Here is a 19,933-nt window from a genome sequence, read left to right on the forward strand (position 1 = left end):
GCCCGCAACATGAACCGGAGCAACGATGGCTGACTGGGACGGTGCAGGTTATGCCCACATCAGTGCACTCCAGCGAACCATGGCGGAGTATTCGCTTGCCGCCGTGCAGGTTCGTGGCGACGAGCGAGTGCTCGACGTCGGGTGCGGCGACGGTTACATCACACGGTCCATCGCCGGTCGGCTACCTCGTGGGTCCGTACTCGGCGTCGACCCCTCGCCGCGCATGATCGAGACTGCGGTGCAGGCGAGCGAACCCCCTAACGTTGATTTCGCGGTCGGTGACGTGACGACGATGACCTATGCCGACGAGTTCGATCTCGTCGTCTCGTTCAACGCCCTGCATTGGGTCCGCGCGCAGGAGACCGCGTACCGCAATATCGCGAACGCGTTGGTCCCGACCGGTCGAGTGTTGGTCCAATTCGTCTGTGCGAGTGAACGACCCAGCGTCGAGCAGGTCGCGATGGACGTCAGCGCCGATCCGCGGTGGTCCGGCGCATTCACCGATTTCACTCCCCCGTTCGTGCACATCGAACCCACTGCCCTAGCGACCATCGTCGGGTCCGCCGGCTTGACCGTCACCTCGTCCGACGTCGTCGATCGCGAATGGGATTTCGGCTCGCGCGAAGCGTTCGCGCAATGGTGCACAGTCGGATTCGCCGACTGGACCGCACGCATCGACCCGGCCGACGTTCCCGCCTTCGTCGACGCGGTCGTATCGCGCTACGAGGCAGTGGTCGGCAAGCCGGGCTTCTTCCGCTTCATGCAGCTACGCGCCGAGTTAGCGGTTGCTCAGCGCGGATAGTCCCAGAACTGCAACCAGCGGACGGATGCGAAGAGGGTCAGTGTCGCGGCGTATGCGACGACGACGATCGCGATGCCGATGGCGGTGACTTTGAGCCCGGAGCCGTCGACCGGGTCCAGCCAGTGGCGAAACCGCCGGGTGGCGAACGGCATCAGCACCCCCGTCAACAGCCCGACGCTCACGATCTCGCTGAGCCATGTGGAGAGCCAGAGCGGCGCGCCATGGTCGATCAGCACCGGATTCAGAAACCTCGACAGCGTCATGACGGTCGGGTAGAGCACGAGCAGGATCAGCATGCCGGTTTTCCACCGCGGCGTGACCTGCGCCTTACCGTTCGCGAACCGCAGGATCGAGCCGAACGGCGTGCTGCTGACGACGACCTTGAAGTCTTCGGTCAGTTCCGATCTGAGCTCGGGCAGGGCTTCGGACCGTTCCCGCGAGCCCAGCCAGTCTGCGAGCTGGCGATCGGTACGGAACCGCAGCACCGCGAACCATCGACCGTCATCGCGCGGACCGAGCAGTGCGACGCCCTCGGCGCCGGAGAAGGCCGCAATCTGTGCCGCAAGCCGCGACTGGACGTCTTCGAAATGCTGTTCCCGGCCGGGCGCGACCGCATGACTGAACACCGCGGTCCCCGGCGGCAGGCACCCGGGTACCAAGATCAGATCGGCGTTTGCACCGAGAAACCCCCGCGTCGCTCCGTCCGCGAACACCTCTCGCTTGGCCGCGGAGTCGAGCCACGCGTGCAGCGCGGTTTCGTCGTCGAATCTGACGGCGGTCGCCCAATCGAGGTCGACCGATTCGGGCGCGACAGTCTGAGCATCCCTGAAGCCGCTGAATTTCTTTGCAGCGCGGACAATCTCGTCCGCCCAGTCGAGGAAGGCCGCTCGGTCTCGAGTGCGATGAAAGATGGTGACGACTGTCGCGGCAGCCATCTACGGGTTGCCGGGGTCGTGTATGAACAGCACTCCGCCGCCGTCGGCTTTCGCGCGGTACAACGCTGCATCTGCAGAATCGAGCAACTTGTCGGGGTCCGCGCCAGCGACCGAAGGCACCAGCACCCCGATGCTTACCGACACGGTCGTTTTATGGTCTTCGACTTCGAAGGGCTCGTCCAGCGCGGCGATCATCCCTTGCGCTGCCGCGAGCACGGTCGCGGGTTCCGCAGGAACCGGTATGAGGGCAATGAACTCGTCACCACCGAGCCGCGCGACGATGTAACCGTTCTCGGCGGCTTGCTTGCCAAGCCTCGACGCGACTGCGGCGAGCAGGCGATCGCCTGCGCCGTGGCCGTACCGATCGTTGATCGTTTTGAATCCGTCGAGGTCGAGGAAGCACAAGCCGATTCGATCGGTGGGTGCGGCGCTGGAGATAGCGGTATCGAGGGCCTCCCGCAACAACAGCCGGTTCGGCAGGCCCGTGAGTGGGTCGCGCCGCGCCTGGTCGTAGAGCTCGGCCTGCAACGCGCGGCGGTCCGTCACGTCTTCGCCACTGGCCAGGACGTAATCGTCGTGCCCGTCGACGCCTTTGATCAAGGTGATCGCAAACAGTGCCCAGCCATCGTTTTTGCCCTTGCGCGGAAACCGGGTTTCGACGCGAACAGTGCCTTCGCCTGTGGCGACGAGCTCGGCGCACACCTCGTCGAACCGACCTCGATCATCAGGGTGCAGATGATCCGAGAGCTTCGTCCCACGCAGCTTCTCGGCGCGGGTCGCGAAGATGGTCGACAGCGCCGGATTGACGTCGATCAGCACGCCGTCGGTATCTGCGATCGCGATAGCAACCGCCGCATGTTCGAACACCGCACGGAAGCGAGTATCGCTGAGCCGCAACGCATCCTGCGTCTGCCTGCGGGCGACGGACATCGCGTGGTGTAGCGCATGTTGGTCGGCGAGAATGCTCGATCGCAGCGCTGCCGCGTAGCCGTGGCCGAAGGAGCCGAACAGCGCGGCCGACCGGTTGCTCACGCCATCGGGAATCAGGCTCTGGACCTTACGGTCGAGCCCGGCGAAGACGTTGGCAGACCGTGCAAGCACCTTCGGATTGGACAGCCGCATGCCGACGAAGGTCGCTCCGGCGCGCTCGGCGATCGTGGGGTCGAAGTTCTCGGCGTCCAGAGCAGCGGACAACTCGCCGATCAGGTCGGCCAGTACCACCTGCGCGTCCCGAGTCGACAGCGGCACGTTTCCCAAATCCGAAACGGCCGACCACCAGGACTTAGCGCGACGCATCGCCTCGTCGCGATCCAAATGTTTCCCCAAACTCTCGGCCGAGTGTCACCGTGCAAAACGTTGTCCGCATTTTACGTCACGAACGACAGGTGGACGAGCGCGTTGGGCGCGGCGTCAATTCGGCGTGGTCGTCGCCGGGCAACCATGGCCCGGTGGCGACGGGTCAGTCGGAGAAGTTCTTGTCGACGAATTTCGCGAAGTCGACCTTGCCTGGGATGGCCTTCGCATCGGTGAAGGCGTCGGCAATCTCCTGCTCGGAGGCGACGATCTTGTCGGTCAGTGCAGTCGGATACTTGATCGACCGCGTCCAGGTGACCTTCGACGCGTCAGGGCTGATGGCAGTCAGTTCGGCGTATTTGGCCGACCAGACGTCGAGATTTTCCGACGACCATTTGGTCGCCGCGGCATAGCGGGTCAGGAAGTCCTTGATGGCCGCGGCCTTGCCCGCGTCGCCGACGGCCTTGGCCGACGCTGCCCAGAAGTTGTAGCCGTTCGCCGCTGTTTCCGCGCTCGCGATCGAACGTGCGCCGACTTCCTGTTCGGCGATCGCGGTGTACGGATCCCAGATCGACAAGGCGTCGACGTCGCCACTTCGGAACGACGCGTAGCCGTCGGCAGGGGCGAGGTAAATGGGTTCGATGTCACCCAGCGAGAGCCGCGCCTTCTTCAGTTGGAGAAGGAGATTCGCGTTTGCAGAGCTGCCTTTGGTTACCGCGACCTTCTTACCCTTCAGGTCGGCGACGGACTTGATCGGCGAGTCCTTCGACACCAGCACAGCGTCGCCCTTGCCAGTCGCTTCGAGTGCTCCGATGATCTTGATATCGGCATTGGAGGCTGCGCCGAAGATGACGGGCGTGTTCCCGGTTTGGGCCAAGTCGATGCCGTTGGCACTCGCGGCCTCGATCAGGGGCGGTCCAGCGGTGAACGTCGAGAACTCCACCTTGTAGGGGAGATTGTCGAGCTGACCCGACGCCTTCAGCAGCACCTCGATCGAGATCGCCTTCTGATCGCCGACCTTCAGCGTGACGGTCGACAGGTCGACTGGGCCCGACGGGGCAGCCTCGGTCTTGCCGTCGTCCCCGCACGCGGCTAGGACGAGGGTGCTGACGGCAAGGACTGCGAGGCCGAGCCTCGATCGTGTCGATCTTAGTTTCACGGGAATTGCTTTCTCTCGGTTGACTGTTGGGTTGTCGGCTCGGCCACGCCCAGCAGGCGCAGCAGCCTCGCCGCGTACACGGCGCCGTCGGGGGACGAATGGGCGCGTGGCCGCGGGAGGTCGATGACGACGTCTTCGACGATGCGGCCGGCGTCGAGCACCAGTACTCGGTCGGCCAGGGTCACCGCCTCGGCGACGTCGTGGGTCACCAGCAACACACCGAAACCACGCTCGGCGAACAGCCGCAGGAGCAGGTCGTGCATCGAAAGCCGAGTCAGTGCGTCCAACGCGCCGAACGGCTCGTCGAGCAGCAACAACGTCGGTTCCGCAATGAGGGCTCGCGCCAACGCGGTCCGTTGAGCTTCGCCACCCGACAGAGTGAGCGGCCAGCTGTCTGCGCGGTCCTCGAGTCCGACCTCTGCCAGCACGGCCCGTGCCTTCGCCTCGGCTGCAGCGCGATTGCGCCGGCCAGGACTGCCGAGTGCCACGTTGCGGACCACCGACAGCCACGGCACCAGCCTCGGTTCCTGGAAAGCGAGCGTCGGATGTCCGTCGACGGCGGCCCGTCCGCTGTCCGCTTTCGCGAGTCCGGCGAGAATTCGCAGCAGCGTCGACTTGCCCGATCCGCTGCGACCGACGAGAGCGACGACTTCGCCGCGTTCGATGTTCAGGTCGATGCCGTCGAGGACGACGCGGTCACCGAAGCTCTTGCCCAATCCGGTGATTCGAGCCGCAGCGGCCGAGGTGCTGTTCTTTGCCGACGGAAGTGTGGTCGTCATAGGTTTTCTCGAGCTTTCGGTTGCCAGCGAAGTGCACGCTCTTCTGCAACGCGCACAATGGAATCCGTGATGAGGCCGAGCAGGCTATACAGCAGTAAGCCGAAGATGACGATGTCGGTCCGCAAGAACTCGCGTGCATTGTTGACGATGAACCCAAGTCCCGCGCTGGCGTTGATCTGCTCGGCGACGACGAGCGACAGCCATGCGATGCCCAGGCTCTGCCGGACGCCGACGAGGATTTGCGGGAGCGCACCGGGGATCACGAGAGTCCAGAGCCGTTCGATTCGGCCCAGGCGCAATGCATATCCGAGTTCGAGCAATTTCGGGTCGAGGTGCCTGACCCCTGCATACGTGTTCAGGTAGAGCGGGAACAGCACGCCCAGCGCAATCAGATACACCTTCGGCTCCTCGCCGATCCCGAACCAGATGATGAACAACGGAATCAGCCCGAACAGCGGGATCGTGCGCAACATCTGCAGCGGCGGGTCGACACTGTATTCGCCCAGTCGGCTTGTGCCTGCGATGATTCCGAGTCCGATCCCGAGCACCGCACCTATCGCGAACCCCAGTACGGCCCGCTGACCCGAGACGAACAGCGCATCGCCCAGTGCACCCGACCGATATACCTCGAGCCCAGCCTCGAACACCACGGACGGCGCAGGAAGCTTGCGCTCCGAGATCAGCCCGCTCTGGCTTATCAACTGCCACGCAACCAACAGCCCCACCGGCACCAAGGCGCGCAGAAACCCCGAACGACGGTAGAACGGCGCCGATCGCGGTGTCTCGATCCTGGGAATCGACACACTGGTGATATCGGCCGACATCTGACTCCTCATCTGGTTGATTGGTCCGAATCTTCGCCGAACCCGACCAATCACACGAGATTTGAAATCAGCGGGATGCCATCTCCCCCTCCTGACCAAAGGGGTCTGCTACGCCATCCATTCAGCGCCAACAAAATCCTGGTTTCTGTCGGACCGCTTCGGTACACTGAACATATGTTCGATATCGGGGGATCGTTTCTTCCACAGTCCATTTCACTGCTCGACCACATGGCCACCGCGTCTGTGGCGGAGAACAAAGCCGCCCACGCCAAGATCACCGCAGCCGGGCACTTCTGGTCGGACTGGATCGAACGCGACGCCGAACTCGCCACCGGCGAACTCTCTGCCGAGCGCCCGACCGCAGTTCACTCGATGAGCCAACAAATTCCTGGTCTCTGTCGGACCCCTCCGGTACACTGAACATATGTTCGATATCGGGGGATCGTTTCTTGCACAGTCCATTTCACTGCTCGACCACATGGCCACCGCGTCTGTGGCGGAGAACAAAGCCGCCCACGCCAAGATCACCGCCGCCGGGCACTTCTGGTCGGACTGGATCGAACGCGACGCCGAACTCGCCACCGGCGACATCATCGATTGCGGCAACAACGCCCTCGCCGAAATGGCCGTCCGCCTCGGCGTCTCCAAAACCACCGCCGAAACCTTCGCCGGCGTCGGCATGGATTTGCGGTTGCGACTCCCTCGGGTGAATGCCGCCTTCGCCGCCGGTGAACTCGACTACCCCCGCGTCGCCCGGATCTGCCGCGCCACCACCGGATTCACCCACGACACCCTCGACAAAGCCGAAGAAGAGATCCTCTCTTCGGCGTTGCGGCTCTCACCCGGTCCGCTCGCCCGCGCCATCGACAAAACCTTGATCCGGACCAGCCCCGACGAATACGCCGCCCTCCGCAAAGAACAACAACAGTTCCGTCGGGTGCGCCGCCGTCGAGGCGACGCCCTCTCGGTCATCGAAGCCCACGTCAACCCCGACGAAGCCGAAGCCGTGATGCAACGGCTCACCGAAATCGCCGACACCGTCTGCACACACGACACACGCGGACGCGACTACCGCATGGCCGACGCGTTCATGGCCCTCATGCACGGCGAAACCCACCTCGACTGCTCCTGCGGACGCGACGACTGCACCGCCACACACACCCCCAACGACAAACGCCGCACACCCCTCGTCCAAGTGACCGTGGATATCGCCACCCTGCTCGGACTGCTCTCCAACCCCGCCTACCTCGACGGTTACGGACCGATCGACCCCGACCTCGCTCGCACCCTCGCCGACGACGGCACCTGGCAAGTGATGCTCACCGAATGCCTGCACCTCGCCGAAGAACACGGCCTCATCGACCGCGAACCCACCACCCAATTCATCGCCCGCGGCGGACGACACAACGCCGGTGTCATCCCCGAACCCGCAGCGGTGCAACCAGATCCGGTCGAGCCAGCAGCAGCCCCACCACCGACGGTCCAGCGACACATCCCAGTCCCCGTCGGCCGCGTCCAAGGACCGACCAGCCTGCGACTACCGAAAACGGCGTTCATCTACCGACCCAACGCCGAAACAACAGCGTTGGTCCGCGCCCGCGACCAGCACTGCCGCTTCCCCGGCTGCAATGTGCCCGCAGCCAAGTGCCAACTCGACCACATCGAAGAATTCGACCAAACCAACCCACCCGACGGCGGACTCACCCTCCCGGAAAACCTGCAATGCCTCTGCCAACTCCACCACACCCTCAAAACATTGAAACTGTGGCGCGCGGAAGCACTGCCCGGCAGCCGAATCCGCTGGACCAGCAGCCACGGCGAACACTTCATCACCACACCGGGCGGCGGACTCACCGCAGTCCCACCGGCACGCCTCAAACCGAAACTCACCGTCACCCGGAACCCCGAACTCCCGGCCCCACCAACTAACGAGCCGGACGAACCGGCACCCTTCTGATGAAGGGTCTACGGGAAGCTGATGACGCTTCTTATGAGGAGCAGTTCGTCCGTGCGCGGACCGGCGTCGGTGGCGGGAACGAAGCCGTCCGATTCAGCGGTGCCCTGCAGGGTGAACTTCTCGAACTGGGAGGGCTGATTCATTGCAGTGAGTGGCTGGGTGCCCGCCATGACCTGAAAATGCAGGTGCGCTTCCGTTGCGCTTCCCGTGTTGCCGAGGCGAGCGATCTCTTGGCCCTTCGTGACTTTGTCGCCGGGCTTGACCTTCACCGACCCCCCTTTGATATGCGCGTAGAACGCATAACGACCGTCGCCGATGTCGATCACCACGTGATCCCGCCGAGCTCGGCGACCGTCAATGCGCCGGGAATCACCAGAGGCGGACCATCGACGACGTCGTTCACAGCGGTAACCACCGTTCCATCCGCCACGACAAGCAGCGGCTGATCGAAGGCCAGGAAGCTCTCGTTGCGAGTGCGGTCGCCACGGAACGTGCCGAGCCCACCGTCGTCGTCGTACATAGGCTTGACAGCGAGGTCCGCCTTGAACCAGTCGATGGCGTACCGCTCCCCTGCGTCGGGCGGCAATGGCGCGAGTCGAGGCGAGGCGATTCACGAACTTCGCCGGGACATCGGACCGCTCGGCGTACGCGTCGTCGATGACGAGCAGCATTGTGCGTCCCGCAGGCAAAGTGGCCGCTGGGATCGGCGGCAACTTGTAGTCACCGACGATTACGGATCGCGCGACGACTTCATCGCGGTCGATCGTCGCAACGACTTTGCCGTCCGCGCCGTCGGCCAACGTCTCGACAAGCGTGATCGTCGCATCCCGTGGCGCCGTGTTGAGAACGGCGAGTTCGTAACTCACGTGAACCTTGCCGTCGCTGCCTTTGACGGGGATCGGGTCGGGGTTCAAAGTCGAGACGATCAGGGGGTGTGAACGTCTCGTCCTCGAGCGGCCCCGAACGGGAGTCCTGCCTGTCGTCGTCGACGTGCCACTCAAGCACGCCGAAACGATCACGAGGCTGACAATTACCCGCTGAACCGTCGCATCGGAAGGGTCCTTCGTTCGCCGATCGATGTCGAGTGTGTCCGGATTGTTCCACGCGACGCGGTCCGCCGCTAGCGAATGAGCCGCACCGCCGCGGCCTCGATCGTCTCTTCGGAGAGCAACACATTGTCCGCGGCGTCGCCGAGGGGAATGAAGCTGTCTTCGCTTGTTACCCTGGCGATTCGACCATCGAACCCTGCGTCGAGCAGTGCCGTAACAACGCCCTCCGACACTCCCCCGGACCGGCGGGTCTCATCGACCACCAGCACTCGCCCGGTCGCCCGCGCCTCGCGCAGCAGATCCTCGACCGGCAGGGGAACGAGCCAACGTAGGTCGACGACCCGCGCATCGAGACCGGACCGCCGCAGCCTCGCCGCCACGCGCAGACTCATGAACAACCCGTTGGCGAAGGTGACGATGGTGAGGTCCGTACCGGAACCATAGGTGCGGGCCGATCCAATCGGGACGTGGGCGCCGTCATCCTGTGCGAGCCACAATCCATCACCCTCCTCGTGCAAATCCCGAACGTGATACAGGGCAATAGGTTCCAGGAAGACGCACACCGCGCCGCGAGAATGTGCCGCTGCGACACAGGTCCGCAACATCGCGGCCGCGTCGTCGGGCCGCGACGGCGAGGCGACAACGATGCCTGGGATATCGCGCAACGCGGCGACCGCATTGTCGTTGTGGAAATGCCCGCCGAACCCTTTCTGGTAGCCGTACCCCGCAACGCGGACGACCATCGGGTTGCGGTACTGACCGTTGGAGAAGAACGCGAGAGTTGCTGCCTCACCACGGATCTGATCGGCTGCGTTGTGCAGGTAGGCGAGGTACTGGATCTCCGGAATCGGCAGCAAACCCGAAATCCCTGCGCCCAGAGCAAGTCCGAGTATCGACTGCTCGTCGAGCACGGTGTCGAACACCCGCGCCGGACCGGCCTTCTTCATCAGCCCACGGGTGACGCCGTAGACGCCACCCTTGCGCGCGACGTCCTCGCCGAAGAGCAGCGCCTGCGGGTACTCGACCAGAACCTCGGCCAGCGCTCCATTGATCGCCTGTGCCACCGTGAGCGGACCGTCGGAGCCAGCACGCGACGAAATCGACTCAACGGCGACCAGCTTCAACGGCGCCATTATCGCGGCTGCACTGTCGAGCCGAGGCCGAGCAGCCACCTCCGCAGCCAAGGCCCGCACCTCGGACCGCTTCGCTTCGTATCGCTCTACGACCTCACCCGGCGAAAGCCGCCCCGCCTCGACCAACAACCGCGCGGTGCCGAGCAGAGGGTCGCGAGCCTCGTCATCGGCGATGGCAGCAGGCGTGCGGTACGCCGATTCCAGATCTGAGCCGGCATGTCCCATGAGCCGGACCGTCCGCAGATGAAGGAATGCGGGACGACGATGCGCGCGGACCCACGACACCGCCGCCGCAGCGGCATCGAACGCTGCTGCCAAGTCACACCCGTCAGCCGCGAAGTACTCGAGCCCTGCGCGATGGGAGAAATTGCTGGCAATCCAGCCTTTCGGCGTCGTCACGCTGATCCCGATTCCGTTGTCCTCGCAGACGAACAACAACGGAATGGGTAGCTCCTGGTACGCGGCAAACACGGCGGTGTTGATCGCCCCCACCGCGGTCGAGTGATTCGCTGACGCGTCGCCGAAGCTGCAGACGGTCACGGAATCGCGTGGCCAGGCCGAAGCAACTCCCAGCTTCCCGGCCCGCTCAGTCGCGAACGCCACACCCATTGCGCGCGGCAGATGTGACGCGACGGTGGACGTCTGTGGGATGACGGCGAGGTCGTAGCGACCGAACACCTTGTGCCGCCCACCCGAGATCGGTTCCTCGCTAGACGCAACGATGCCCAAGAGCACGTCGCGCAACGGATTACTGCCGCCGACCTGACGCGCTCGCTCCAGAAAGAATGCCCCGGATCGATAGTGCAACAACGCCGGATCGGTGGGTCGCAGCGCTGCCGCGACCGCCGCGTTCCCCTCGTGCCCGGACGAGCCGATCGTGTAGAAGCCGGCACCACGGGCGCGAAGCTCGCGCGCGACCAAGTCGAGGTGCCTGCTGCCGAGCTGCGCGTCGAAAAGCTCCAGGCACCGTCCGACACTCAGGCGCGACCCATCCCGGACCGACTCGCTGCCGGAACGCACCGGACCCCCAGCACGCACCACCTGCACCGACGGTGCAAAGCGTGTGTCGATCGACTCGGCCATACGCCCAGCGTAGGTGCGACGAGAGTTTAGTTCCGCTACGAATAGGGGAACCCGCTCATGTGTTGTCCGACATTGTGACCGAATTCAGCGAGCACTGGCTGCCTTACAGCTCAGTGGTGCTGTTGGCCGCCCTGATCGGCTATGTCACCAAAGTCGTTGCCATCGAAATGATGTTCAAGCCCATCGATTTCAAAGGCGTTCGGCTGGGCAAGATTCCGCTCGGCTGGCAAGGAATCATTCCGCTCCGCGCTGCGCACATGGCCAGTGTTGCGACCAACAAAATCATCGGCGACCTGATCACGCCCAAAGATGTCTGGGCCAGCATCGATCCGGACCGCTTCGCGTCGGAAATCCGTGAGCCGCTGATGAAATCGATGGACGCGGTCATTCAGCAGGTCGCGGCGTCGACCCAGCCCGAGGTCTGGGGCAACATGCCTGGTTTCGTGAAAGACGACATCAGACGCCGCCTCCGGGAACGTGCTCCGGCCGCAATCGAAGGCATCATGTTCGACGTTGGGCAGAACGTCGAGGAAGTCCTCGACCTGAAGTCCCTTGCAACCCGAACTCTGGTGTACGACAAGACCATTCTGCAACGTGTGTTCAGGCAGGCAGGCAAGCGCGAGTGGGCGTTCATCAGGCGGTTCGGCCTTGTCGCCGGCTTCGCGATCGGCCTGCTCCAGCTCACGTTCTACCTGATCCTGCATTCGCCGATCGTCAATCCGGTGATGGGTGCGGTCAACGGCTTCGCAACGGACTGGTTCTGCATCAAGGGTCTGCTGTTTCACCCCAAGCGACCGAAGAAGTACCTCGGCATCTTCACCTGGCAGGGCCTGTTCCTGAAGTACCAGGACGAGGTTTCCGAGGAACTCGCCGACCTCATCGCCGCGAAAGTGCTTACCCCGCACGCGGTCATCGACACATTGCTTCGCGGTCCGCAGTCGGACCGCTTCTTCCTCATCCTGCAGCAGCACATCGGGGCGATGATCGACGACGAACTCGGCTTCGCGAAGCCGCTCGTTCGGGTGGCTGTCGGTACCGACAATCTCGCCAAAGTGAAGACGATCATGGCGGAGAAGGTGATGGCCGAGCTCCCCAAAACAATGTCGCACGCAGAGGGTTACCTCGAAGACACGCTCGACATCAGGCACGTTCTCGCCGACCGCCTCAAGGAGCTTCCGCCCGAAGAATTCGAAGGCGTCCTGCGCCCAGCCTTTCAACAGGACGAATGGACGTTGATTTCCACCGGCGCCATTCTCGGCACGGTCGCCGGCTTCCTGCAGGACGGCATCATCATCATGTTCGCGAAATGAGGACCGCCCGATGACGGAAAAGTCAGGACCCCACGAGCTACGCCGACTACCCGTCATAGCGGTGGCCGACGGACTACTCGGACTCGTCGGTTCCGCATTGCGTCGGCCGCTTGCGCTGACCGAATCGATCCTTCGCCAGCTCATCCGCGAGGACAGCGAACGCCCGAAGTTCGATATCTATCCTGGCGCAACCGAACACGTCGACGAATCGTTCACCGCCCCACCGGACCCACGGACCTCGGTGCGGTCGATGGTGCAGGAGATGCTCGAACGCTCTGTCCGGCAAAGCCCCGCGCAAGCCGAAACTGCCAACTACAAGCGGCTGCTTCTCGCCCTCGTCCCCGACGAAGTACGCATCATCAATGCCCTTGCCGACGGCCGCCCCCGACCGATCATCCACGTCGGCATCGGCTCGCCCGGTTCGGTCGACCGGCGGCTGTTGAACTACGCCACCACCATCGGAACCGACGCGGGTATCCGGCTGCCCCGTGCCGTCACCAGTTACGTCCAACATCTCGAGACCCTCGGCCTCGTCGACATCGGACCAGAGGACGATTCGCTGCGAGAGCAATACGAGATCCTCGAGACCTATGAAGAGATCGAAGCTGCCGACAAATCGGCGACCGCGGACTCGATCATCGGGAAGCTGAAGATGAAGTCGGAGAAGCACATCAAGCGATCGATCACCCTCAGCGAACTCGGTCGTGCGCTGTGGAACGCCGCCGATCCGGACACCTACGACTACCAGGTGCCGGACCAGCGCGACGAGCCAACACCCGACCACCGATAGGTTTGACCGCATGGGACTACTGACTCCGCTCGCCGTCAAGATCGGCGCTATCTCCTGGATGCCGAAAGCACTACCGCTGATCGAGAAGAGCGACAGCCGCCTCCAACGGTTCAGCGGTGGGCGCTTGAGCCTGCTCGACGTTGCCGGACTGCCCAACCTGATGCTCAGTGTTCCCGGTCGCAAGAGTGGTGTCATCCGAACCACTCCCCTGCTATGCGTGCCTTACCAAGGTCAATGGCTGGTAGCTGGTTCGTACTTCGGTGACGAGCGAATGCCGGTGTGGGTGCACAACCTTCGCGCATCCGAGCGCGCCACAATCGCGTTCGACCAGGAAGACATCGAGGTGACCTGGCGCGAAGTCGAAGGCCCCGAGCGAGATGAACTGTGGAACGTGCTGGTCTCCGTGTGGCCCAACTTCGACCTGTACAAGACCCGAACCGAGCGCCTCATTCCCGTTTTCGTCCTGACTCGCGCGAATCCGTAAGAATGACGACGTCGATCGGAGGATGGCTCCGAAGCGCCCTGTGGGACGTGGTGCCGCGCGATCAACGGATGACGCCGCAAGCCTTGCGACGGCGGCAGATCGTGACCGTGGTGTTCCTGATCATCGGGGGCGTGGTGCTCGGCTTTTCCCTCCGACTCGACCCCGGCAGTGTCTGGTTCTACCCGGCGACTTCCGGACTGGCTTTGGTCTGGGCAGTCGGTGCGTTCGCGTCCGGTCCGCTGCATCTTGGCCGCATTGCATACGCGTCGGGGACACGGCGGCCAATTGTCACGCCGATCGTGATCGGTGCAGCGCTGGCAGCAGTGTTCATCGTGGGAGCGCTTGTCGTGCGCCAGATTCCATTCGTCTACGGCCAAGTGCAGTCGGTGCTCGACCACGCTGATCAAGGCGCCGGACCGATCTTGGTGGCCATCACCGTCGTCTCCGGAATTGCCGAGGAGTTGTTCTTCCGCGGTGCCGTCTACGCCGCGGCAACGCGGTACCCGGTTCCGGTCACGACCGTGGCTTATGCGATCGCCACCCTCGCGACCGGGAATGTGGCGTTGTCGTTCGCGGCGCTGTTGTTGGGGGTGGTCGTCGGGCTGCAGCGCCGCGCGACCGGGGGCATCCTTGCGCCGATTCTCACCCACGTGACCTGGTCGACGTTGATGCTGTTCCTCTTGCCGCTGTTCTTCGGCTAGGCGGTCACGCGTCTGCGAGAGCCAGACGGACCGACTCCTCGTACGAGATCGGCGCGCCGGGCACCAATTCCTCGATCGCACGGTCGGTGACGACGACCTCGATGCCCATCGAGTCGATCAAGTTCCGCCCGGTCGTCACATCGACGTCGGTGACAAGCGCCAGCCAATACGACGACAGGGTCGGCGTCAGCACCGGGACCTTCAAGATCGGGATGCTCCGCCCGTTGGCGATCTTGGCCGCGACCTGCAGCATCTCGAGATACGTCATCGAGTCCGGTCCCCCGATCTCGAATACCCTCCCGAAAGCCTCGGTGCGCCCGATAACTCCTGCGAGATAACGGATTACGTCGTCGATAGCGATCGGTTGCGTCCGGGTCGACACCCACTTGGGCACCACCATGGCAGGCAGATTCTTCACCAACTGACGGGTCAGCTCCCACGAAATACCGCCGGCACCGACGACGATCGCCGCCCGGAGGACGGTGACCGGGACACCCGCTTCCCCGAGGAGGCCTTCCACCTCACGCCGAGACCGCAGGTGGGCCGACAGAGTGTCGTGGTCGTCGCCGAGCCCGCCCATGTACACGATCTGCTTCACACCCGCTGCGGCGGCTGCGGCGCCGAACGCGCGCGCGGCATCGGCATCTTTGCGCTCGAAGTCAGGGTCGTCGAGCGAGTGGACGAGATAGACCGCGACGTCGACACCGGCAAGCGGTTCGGTGAGCGTCTTCGGGTCGTGGACGTCGGCGAAGACCGGGTCACCTGGTCCGCTGTAGGTCTCCGGATGCCGCGTCATGGCGCGGACCGTCATCGACTGCTCGAGTAGAACTGGCACAAGGCGCTTGCCGATGAAGCCGGTGGCGCCGGTGACGAGAATTGTGGTCATGGGGTGGCGCCGCCAGACTCGTACGTAGTCATATCGAGGGAGTTACCCATTGCTCGGCCCGCTCAACCTACGCCCAACGCCGAGTGGTCGTTGATCGGCTCCAACGAACTGCGGCCGCTCCGCCACGCATCGAGAACGGCTGTTGTCAAACGTGTTTCGAGGATGTCGGACGCGACGACGCCGAATACGACATCGGCGGCGAGACCAGGCTCCTGCTCGAGGAGACCGGCCACGACCTCTCTGCGCATCACTTGCTCGTGCACGGCGTCGGCCTCGATGTGCTCGGCGTAGAAGTGAATGCACGCCTGCGGTGCGCCCAGGCGTTCGAGCGCTTCGACAGTCCGGCGCGAGCCCGGTGACGACGTGATTTCAGCCGCAGCCAAGATCCCGACGATCGCGCCGCGCAACCCCCGGCGCAAGCCGCACATCGACATGAAGTTCACGACTGCAAGGGCTTCGGCCGACGCGGAGTCGACGTACGCGAGGTAGGCGGGTTCGAGGTCCGCGGCTCGCATCAGGTCGGCAAACAGCTGGGAATGGATGCGGTCCGCTCGGCCGCCGCCGAACTCGTCGAACTCGACAGCGACGATCCCGGCCTTGGCCCGGCCGGTGAGCCTCGGAATCACCCAAGCGTGTGGGTCGGCTTCCTTGAGGTGATACATCGACCGGTGGACGAAGTATTCGCGGAAGTTTTCCCACGTGCCGACGTCGCGGAGGTAGTACGAGAAGCCTTCGCCGTCCGCCGGTTCGATACACAGCGAATCGAGCGTGGCGTCGATGTCGTCGCGTGGCCCGACCTCAGCGCGCAGGCGGGCGAGGAAAGGCTTCTCCAGCGCGCTGCGAAGTCCGATGAGCTGAGGATCCCACTCCCAATCGGCGTCTACGCCTTCGAAACCGCGATAGTGCAACTCGTAGCACGCGGTGAGTGCAACCTGCACATCCGCGCTGAACGGGTCGATGTGTTCGGGTGGGGTGGCGAATGTGACATCGCCCGGTTTACGTGTTGCGAGAGCACGGATTACGGCGCGCGAGATGGGGCCACGCGGTCGGGGCAGATGTGGGGACATGCTCGTTCCAAAGGGTTTCATTGCGTGGGCTTTCGCCTGCGATGGCTGGTATCGCAGAGTGGATAGATCTTGCTGCGTTTGCACATGCACACTGCAACGAGAAAACGATCAGAGCACACGTGGGAGCCGTCGTCGAGCACCATATCGACGGGGCCCTCGATCAGCATCGGACCGCCGCGCACAATCTGGACCCGCCGAGTATCGGCTTCGTCACTCTGGCTTGTCGCCACGGATCACCACCAACTCTTCTTCGTCGCAGCCCGGGTCGCACAAGCCTACTGACTGCAGGTACGTCCGTCGGCTCCGCAGCACCGATCCGAACGGAATCATCGCGCGGCGCACGACCGCAGCGTCGAATCCATTGGCTCGCAATCGATCCAATGTCTGCTCCGCGCTGCTGAAGGCCGAGTGCACGATGAGGATGGACCCGCCAGGGCGAACAAGATCCCACGCCGCCTCGCAGAGCGGGTCGAGAACCGCCCGCCCGTCCGGTCCGGCGTCCCAACGCTCAGCAAAGGGTGCGGCCGAGTCCGTCGCGAGGGCGGGGACGTACGGCGGATTGGAGATGACGACGTCGAAGGGTCCGAACGCCTTGGCGCGGTGCAGATTCCCGCGACGCACAGTCAGCGGCAACCGTCGCAGGCGCGCATTGACCCGCGCGGTGAGCACGGCAGTTCGTGAAATATCAAGCGCAACAACAGTCGCGCCACGTTCGGCCGCGCTGAGCGCCAAAACACCGCTGCCGGTGCAGAAATCCAGCACGGCCGTACCAGCCGATATTGCTATGTCGCGAATAGCTTGGGCGATCAGCCACGAATCCTCTTGCGGCTGATAGACACCCGGAGGCACGAATACTCGTGGCAGGGTCGCGGGTGCATTGTCGGTCTCCAGCGTCGCATCGGACCGCTCGGGCGCGGTGGTCATGCGAGCCGATCAGGATCGAGGTAGCGGTTGACATTGACCCTGCCGGCCCGTGTCAACAACAGGGCTGCTAGCCCGAAACTTGCGATCGAACCGATCACAGCCACCACTCCCAACCCTGCGAAGCCGTACGCGAACGCCACCAAGGCGATCGACGCAATCGCCACGGCGGCAATCATGACAACGTATCCGACCCACGCGCCGGCTGTATCGGGGAACGCGGGATCGATGCCGCGTTCTGCTCTAGTCCATCGTTTCACCATCGCGGTCCACCTGTTCGCGTCGTCGGGTTCGGGTAGACCGAACCTGGCGGAACACCAAGGCAACGATCTCCTTCTCCGAATACCCGGGAGTAATGAAAAACAAACCGAGGTTGCGCCTGCGCTCATCGGGTACCCCTGTCAGGTGAGCGAAACTGGATCCGAGCCCGCAGTACTGTTCGATATCGACGGAACCCTCGTCGACTCCAACTATCTGCACGTCACCACCTGGTCGCGAGCATTCGACGAGGTGGGCGAAGCAGTCGATTCCTGGCGAATTCACGACTCCATCGGCTTGGACGGTGGACTACTGCTCGACGCGTTGCTGCCGAACGCGACCGACGACACCAAAGGGCGCGCGAAAGAGCTGCACACCCGCTACTACGAGGAGTCCGCGTCGTTGTTGCGGCCGCTGTCCGGAACGCACGAACTATTGGAGGCGATTGCGGCCCGTCACCTGCAGATAGTCCTAGCGACCTCAGCGTCGGACGCCGAGCTGTCGATTCTCCGCAAAGTCCTCGGAGTAGACGACATCGTGTCGGCCGTGACCTCGGCCGAGGACGTCGACACCGCGAAGCCGAATCCTGACATCGTCGGCATCGCACTGAAAAGGGCCGGCGTCTCCGCCAAGCACGCCGTTTTCGTCGGCGACACCAAATGGGATGCCAAAGCGTGCGCGCGAGCGGGAGTGACATTCGTCGGGCTGCGCACCGGTGGCAGTCCGGCGCAGAAGTTGCTCGATGCTGGTGCAGCCGCGGTCTTCGATGATCCCGCACAATTACTGGAGCAGCTCGACGACAGCCCGATCGGGAGGTTGTGACCCATGGCGGCCTACACAGTCAATCCCGCAGCGGTGGAGCACGCACGCAAACTGATCGACAGTCGCCAGTACGTGCTCGACAGCAACTGGGGTGATTCCCAACCCAGTGCGGAAGACGAGAACGCATACCTGGCGAAGCATTCCTGGGACGAGTACGGCAGCTGGTTCCTCGGGTTGACTGTGGGTGCCAATCCCGAGACCAAAGCCCGGCACGCATTCGTCTTCGGCGATTTTCGGCGCATCCACCGCTCAGGGCTCATCGCCTGCATTTACCGTGCCGCCGAGTGGCGCCACAAAGAGGTGGAACGCGCCGCCTACGACCTCCTGCAACACTTCGACCAGTCAACCGGTCTGACTGCGTAACGATTGCGCTGTGCGTCAGTCGGTGTGCCAGGTCACCACATTGTCGAGAGTTTCTCGGGCAGTGCGGAATTGGTTGATCGGATGGTCGCGGTCCGCGTAGCCGAAGGCGATGCCGACTACGACCTGACGGTTGTCCGGCAGCTCGAAGTACTCGCGAAGGAAAGGCGAATACGAGGCGAGAGCGGCTTGTGGCGCCGCCGCAAGGCCCAGGCTCTGGGCTCCGAGCAGGAACGTGTTGATGTACAGACCGCAATCGACCGCACCGTAGACACCGAGATCGGCTTCGGTAGTGACGATCGCGACGTGCGGCGCATCGAAGAGTTCGAAGTTGCGGAGGGCCTGGCGCATCGTTGCATCGTGATCACCTTTGGCGATGCCGACACTGTCGTACAACTGCAAGCCGCAGTCTTTACGACGCTGCCGGAAAGCGCCCGTGTACTGGCCCGGAAACGCGAAATCAGGCGAAGGCGCGACGCCAGATTGGACATGTTCGACGAGGGCTTTGCGGAATCGGTCCGTCGCTGGACCTTCCGTGACGACGACCTGCCAGGGCTGCGTGTTGCACCAGGAAGGCGTTCGCTGCCCGAGCTGTAAGAGCTGCTCGATCATGTCGCGAGGTACTTGGTCCGGCAGAAACTGCCTGCACGACGATCGGTCGTCGAGGATTGCACTCAGGGCGGCGTAATGGTCCATCGGAGCTCCTTCGAAGTTGGTCTCATTTCGAGACTAGCAGACTGGTCTCATTTTGAAACCAGCCGGTAGGATAGGACCCATGCGCTACGAAGAACTCGCCGACCAACCGTGTTCGATCACGCGTCCGCTCGTGATCCTCGGCGACCGTTGGACGCTGCTCATCCTCAAGTACTCGTTCTCCGGAATCCGACGCTTCAACGCCTTTCAGAACACGCTCGGCATTTCCCGTAGCCGCCTCCAGGACCGCCTGGACCGATTGGTCGAGCACGAGATCCTGATCAAACAGAAGCCGGACGACGGCGCCTACGAGGAGTACCGGCTCACCGCCAAAGGTCACGACATCTACCCGATTCTCATGGCTATCCGGGACTGGGGCGACACCTACATGGCACCCGACGGACCGCCGGTGCACTACCTGCACCGCAGCTGCCCGCACGGCACGGGGGAAGCGCATGTACGGCTCGAATGTGATTCGTGCGGAAGCGAAATCACTGCCCGCGACGTCACACCCACTCCCGGACCCGGCCTCTTGGCCGTCGAGGCCGGCTAGCCGACGGACCGTACGCCGTGGATTTATGGCGGACCACCCGTAGCTGGGTTACGCAACGAGCACTTGCGGGTATA

General features: G+C 63.6%; 25 protein-coding genes. 11 read left to right on the forward strand and 14 right to left on the reverse strand.

Translation table 11 applies throughout. From position 1 onward, the window contains the following. Window positions 1-25: 25 nt before the first annotated feature. On the forward strand, window positions 26-802 hold the full coding sequence (locus FGL95_RS01430) for a class I SAM-dependent methyltransferase (RefSeq protein ID WP_169584396.1): 777 nt from the start codon (window positions 26-28) through the stop codon (window positions 800-802). On the opposite strand, the gene FGL95_RS01435 is transcribed toward FGL95_RS01430, so the two are convergent. The 5 genes from FGL95_RS01435 to FGL95_RS01455 all read right to left on the reverse strand — a co-directional run bounded on the left by FGL95_RS01435 (window position 790) and on the right by FGL95_RS01455 (window position 5,792). Next, on the reverse strand, window positions 790-1,737 hold the full coding sequence (locus FGL95_RS01435; protein WP_169584397.1) for an antibiotic biosynthesis monooxygenase: 948 nt from the start codon (window positions 1,735-1,737) through the stop codon (window positions 790-792). The two genes, FGL95_RS01430 and FGL95_RS01435, sit on opposite strands and share 13 nt — an antisense overlap. Further along, the gene (locus FGL95_RS01440) at window positions 1,738-2,985 is read right to left on the reverse strand and encodes a diguanylate cyclase domain-containing protein (RefSeq protein ID WP_169584398.1); all 1,248 of its coding nucleotides are present in this window, start codon (window positions 2,983-2,985) and stop codon (window positions 1,738-1,740) included. It abuts the gene before it with no gap. A gap of 211 nt (window positions 2,986-3,196) precedes the next feature. Next, window positions 3,197-4,189: an ABC transporter substrate-binding protein gene (locus FGL95_RS01445; RefSeq protein WP_338079672.1), complete on the reverse strand. Its 993-nt coding sequence runs from the start codon at window positions 4,187-4,189 to the stop codon at window positions 3,197-3,199. Then, window positions 4,186-4,968 carry an ABC transporter ATP-binding protein gene (locus FGL95_RS01450; protein WP_169584399.1) on the reverse strand — a complete coding sequence of 261 codons (783 nt, stop codon included), beginning with the start codon at window positions 4,966-4,968 and terminating at the stop codon, window positions 4,186-4,188. The genes FGL95_RS01445 and FGL95_RS01450 overlap by 4 nt, the downstream gene beginning before the upstream one ends. Further along, window positions 4,965-5,792: an ABC transporter permease gene (locus tag FGL95_RS01455; RefSeq protein ID WP_169584400.1), complete on the reverse strand. Its 828-nt coding sequence runs from the start codon at window positions 5,790-5,792 to the stop codon at window positions 4,965-4,967. The genes FGL95_RS01450 and FGL95_RS01455 overlap by 4 nt, the downstream gene beginning before the upstream one ends. A gap of 174 nt (window positions 5,793-5,966) precedes the next feature. Here FGL95_RS01455 and FGL95_RS01460 point away from each other — a divergent pair, with 174 nt between their 5' ends. Together FGL95_RS01460 and FGL95_RS01465 are read left to right on the forward strand one after the other, a co-directional pair. Continuing rightward, a complete protein-coding gene (locus tag FGL95_RS01460; protein WP_169584401.1) occupies window positions 5,967-6,212 on the forward strand; it encodes a hypothetical protein in 246 nt (81 codons plus the stop codon). Between the two features lie 4 nt (window positions 6,213-6,216). Then, window positions 6,217-7,749, forward strand: a complete 1,533-nt coding sequence (locus FGL95_RS01465) for an HNH endonuclease signature motif containing protein (protein WP_169584402.1) — start codon at window positions 6,217-6,219, stop codon at window positions 7,747-7,749. A gap of 8 nt (window positions 7,750-7,757) precedes the next feature. Here the strand turns inward: FGL95_RS01465 and FGL95_RS01470 are convergent, their stop codons facing one another. Together FGL95_RS01470 and FGL95_RS01475 are read right to left on the reverse strand one after the other, a co-directional pair. After that, window positions 7,758-8,078, reverse strand: coding sequence for a peptidoglycan DD-metalloendopeptidase family protein (locus FGL95_RS01470; RefSeq protein ID WP_169584403.1), 321 nt, complete (start codon window positions 8,076-8,078; stop codon window positions 7,758-7,760). Further along, the gene (locus FGL95_RS01475) at window positions 8,072-8,269 is read right to left on the reverse strand and encodes a hypothetical protein (protein WP_169584404.1); all 198 of its coding nucleotides are present in this window, start codon (window positions 8,267-8,269) and stop codon (window positions 8,072-8,074) included. The genes FGL95_RS01470 and FGL95_RS01475 overlap by 7 nt, the downstream gene beginning before the upstream one ends. A gap of 22 nt (window positions 8,270-8,291) precedes the next feature. Between FGL95_RS01475 and FGL95_RS01480 the strand changes: the two genes are divergently transcribed. Beyond that, complete coding sequence (locus FGL95_RS01480; RefSeq protein ID WP_169584405.1) at window positions 8,292-8,687, forward strand: hypothetical protein; 396 nt, start codon at window positions 8,292-8,294, stop codon at window positions 8,685-8,687. Between the two features lie 182 nt (window positions 8,688-8,869). On the opposite strand, the gene FGL95_RS01485 is transcribed toward FGL95_RS01480, so the two are convergent. After that, window positions 8,870-11,014 (reverse strand): thiamine pyrophosphate-dependent enzyme, encoded by a 2,145-nt coding sequence (locus tag FGL95_RS01485; RefSeq protein WP_169584406.1) that lies wholly within the window; start codon window positions 11,012-11,014, stop codon window positions 8,870-8,872. A gap of 74 nt (window positions 11,015-11,088) precedes the next feature. On the opposite strand from FGL95_RS01485, the gene FGL95_RS01490 reads away from it, so the two are divergent. The 4 genes from FGL95_RS01490 to FGL95_RS01505 are packed head-to-tail and all read left to right on the forward strand — an operon-like array spanning window position 11,089 to window position 14,299. Continuing rightward, window positions 11,089-12,324 (forward strand): DUF445 domain-containing protein, encoded by a 1,236-nt coding sequence (locus FGL95_RS01490; protein WP_169584407.1) that lies wholly within the window; start codon window positions 11,089-11,091, stop codon window positions 12,322-12,324. 10 nt (window positions 12,325-12,334) lie between these two features. Then, complete coding sequence (locus FGL95_RS01495; RefSeq protein WP_169584408.1) at window positions 12,335-13,114, forward strand: Abi-alpha family protein; 780 nt, start codon at window positions 12,335-12,337, stop codon at window positions 13,112-13,114. A gap of 10 nt (window positions 13,115-13,124) precedes the next feature. Further along, window positions 13,125-13,598: a nitroreductase family deazaflavin-dependent oxidoreductase gene (locus tag FGL95_RS01500; protein WP_169584409.1), complete on the forward strand. Its 474-nt coding sequence runs from the start codon at window positions 13,125-13,127 to the stop codon at window positions 13,596-13,598. 2 nt (window positions 13,599-13,600) lie between these two features. After that, window positions 13,601-14,299 (forward strand): CPBP family intramembrane glutamic endopeptidase, encoded by a 699-nt coding sequence (locus tag FGL95_RS01505; RefSeq protein ID WP_169584410.1) that lies wholly within the window; start codon window positions 13,601-13,603, stop codon window positions 14,297-14,299. Window positions 14,300-14,303: 4 nt separating this feature from the next. Here the strand turns inward: FGL95_RS01505 and FGL95_RS01510 are convergent, their stop codons facing one another. The 5 genes from FGL95_RS01510 to FGL95_RS01530 form a co-directional block, all read right to left on the reverse strand. Further along, a complete protein-coding gene (locus FGL95_RS01510) occupies window positions 14,304-15,185 on the reverse strand; it encodes an NAD(P)H-binding protein (protein ID WP_169584411.1) in 882 nt (293 codons plus the stop codon). Window positions 15,186-15,247: 62 nt separating this feature from the next. After that, window positions 15,248-16,252: an iron-containing redox enzyme family protein gene (locus FGL95_RS01515; protein ID WP_240962632.1), complete on the reverse strand. Its 1,005-nt coding sequence runs from the start codon at window positions 16,250-16,252 to the stop codon at window positions 15,248-15,250. A gap of 17 nt (window positions 16,253-16,269) precedes the next feature. Continuing rightward, the gene (locus tag FGL95_RS01520) at window positions 16,270-16,419 is read right to left on the reverse strand and encodes a CDGSH iron-sulfur domain-containing protein (RefSeq protein ID WP_169585184.1); all 150 of its coding nucleotides are present in this window, start codon (window positions 16,417-16,419) and stop codon (window positions 16,270-16,272) included. A gap of 43 nt (window positions 16,420-16,462) precedes the next feature. Continuing rightward, the gene (locus FGL95_RS01525; protein ID WP_169584413.1) at window positions 16,463-17,176 is read right to left on the reverse strand and encodes a HemK2/MTQ2 family protein methyltransferase; all 714 of its coding nucleotides are present in this window, start codon (window positions 17,174-17,176) and stop codon (window positions 16,463-16,465) included. After that, complete coding sequence (locus FGL95_RS01530; protein ID WP_169584137.1) at window positions 17,173-17,436, reverse strand: hypothetical protein; 264 nt, start codon at window positions 17,434-17,436, stop codon at window positions 17,173-17,175. Before FGL95_RS01530 ends, FGL95_RS01525 begins: the two co-directional genes overlap by 4 nt. A gap of 142 nt (window positions 17,437-17,578) precedes the next feature. On the opposite strand from FGL95_RS01530, the gene FGL95_RS01535 reads away from it, so the two are divergent. After that, window positions 17,579-18,253 (forward strand): HAD family hydrolase, encoded by a 675-nt coding sequence (locus FGL95_RS01535; protein WP_338079673.1) that lies wholly within the window; start codon window positions 17,579-17,581, stop codon window positions 18,251-18,253. A gap of 3 nt (window positions 18,254-18,256) precedes the next feature. Further along, window positions 18,257-18,616: a hypothetical protein gene (locus FGL95_RS01540; RefSeq protein WP_169584414.1), complete on the forward strand. Its 360-nt coding sequence runs from the start codon at window positions 18,257-18,259 to the stop codon at window positions 18,614-18,616. A 15-nt stretch (window positions 18,617-18,631) separates the two neighbouring features. Here the strand turns inward: FGL95_RS01540 and FGL95_RS01545 are convergent, their stop codons facing one another. Then, complete coding sequence (locus FGL95_RS01545; RefSeq protein ID WP_169584415.1) at window positions 18,632-19,309, reverse strand: nitroreductase; 678 nt, start codon at window positions 19,307-19,309, stop codon at window positions 18,632-18,634. Between the two features lie 79 nt (window positions 19,310-19,388). Between FGL95_RS01545 and FGL95_RS01550 the strand changes: the two genes are divergently transcribed. Next, window positions 19,389-19,859, forward strand: a complete 471-nt coding sequence (locus FGL95_RS01550) for a winged helix-turn-helix transcriptional regulator (RefSeq protein ID WP_169584416.1) — start codon at window positions 19,389-19,391, stop codon at window positions 19,857-19,859. Window positions 19,860-19,933 lie beyond the last annotated feature (74 nt).

Source organism: Antrihabitans stalactiti (assembly GCF_012932915.1).
Classification (GTDB): Bacteria; Actinomycetota; Actinomycetes; order Mycobacteriales; family Mycobacteriaceae; genus Antrihabitans; species Antrihabitans stalactiti.

Bases quoted from the DNA above. Each gene is read 5' to 3' on its own strand.
- FGL95_RS01430 (WP_169584396.1), top strand. From the start codon at position 26: ATGGCTGACTGGGACGGTGCAGGTTATGCCCACATCAGTGCACTCCAG.
- FGL95_RS01435 (WP_169584397.1), bottom strand. From the start codon at position 1,737: ATGGCTGCCGCGACAGTCGTCACCATCTTTCATCGCACTCGAGACCGA.
- FGL95_RS01450 (WP_169584399.1), bottom strand. From the start codon at position 4,968: ATGACGACCACACTTCCGTCGGCAAAGAACAGCACCTCGGCCGCTGCG.
- FGL95_RS01455 (WP_169584400.1), bottom strand. From the start codon at position 5,792: ATGTCGGCCGATATCACCAGTGTGTCGATTCCCAGGATCGAGACACCG.
- FGL95_RS01460 (WP_169584401.1), top strand. From the start codon at position 5,967: ATGTTCGATATCGGGGGATCGTTTCTTCCACAGTCCATTTCACTGCTC.
- FGL95_RS01465 (WP_169584402.1), top strand. From the start codon at position 6,217: ATGTTCGATATCGGGGGATCGTTTCTTGCACAGTCCATTTCACTGCTC.
- FGL95_RS01475 (WP_169584404.1), bottom strand. From the start codon at position 8,269: ATGTACGACGACGACGGTGGGCTCGGCACGTTCCGTGGCGACCGCACT.
- FGL95_RS01485 (WP_169584406.1), bottom strand. From the start codon at position 11,014: ATGGCCGAGTCGATCGACACACGCTTTGCACCGTCGGTGCAGGTGGTG.
- FGL95_RS01495 (WP_169584408.1), top strand. From the start codon at position 12,335: ATGACGGAAAAGTCAGGACCCCACGAGCTACGCCGACTACCCGTCATA.
- FGL95_RS01500 (WP_169584409.1), top strand. From the start codon at position 13,125: ATGGGACTACTGACTCCGCTCGCCGTCAAGATCGGCGCTATCTCCTGG.
- FGL95_RS01505 (WP_169584410.1), top strand. From the start codon at position 13,601: ATGACGACGTCGATCGGAGGATGGCTCCGAAGCGCCCTGTGGGACGTG.
- FGL95_RS01510 (WP_169584411.1), bottom strand. From the start codon at position 15,185: ATGACCACAATTCTCGTCACCGGCGCCACCGGCTTCATCGGCAAGCGC.
- FGL95_RS01515 (WP_240962632.1), bottom strand. From the start codon at position 16,252: ATGTCCCCACATCTGCCCCGACCGCGTGGCCCCATCTCGCGCGCCGTA.
- FGL95_RS01520 (WP_169585184.1), bottom strand. From the start codon at position 16,419: ATGCTGATCGAGGGCCCCGTCGATATGGTGCTCGACGACGGCTCCCAC.
- FGL95_RS01525 (WP_169584413.1), bottom strand. From the start codon at position 17,176: ATGACCACCGCGCCCGAGCGGTCCGATGCGACGCTGGAGACCGACAAT.
- FGL95_RS01530 (WP_169584137.1), bottom strand. From the start codon at position 17,436: ATGGTGAAACGATGGACTAGAGCAGAACGCGGCATCGATCCCGCGTTC.
- FGL95_RS01540 (WP_169584414.1), top strand. From the start codon at position 18,257: ATGGCGGCCTACACAGTCAATCCCGCAGCGGTGGAGCACGCACGCAAA.
- FGL95_RS01545 (WP_169584415.1), bottom strand. From the start codon at position 19,309: ATGGACCATTACGCCGCCCTGAGTGCAATCCTCGACGACCGATCGTCG.
- FGL95_RS01550 (WP_169584416.1), top strand. From the start codon at position 19,389: ATGCGCTACGAAGAACTCGCCGACCAACCGTGTTCGATCACGCGTCCG.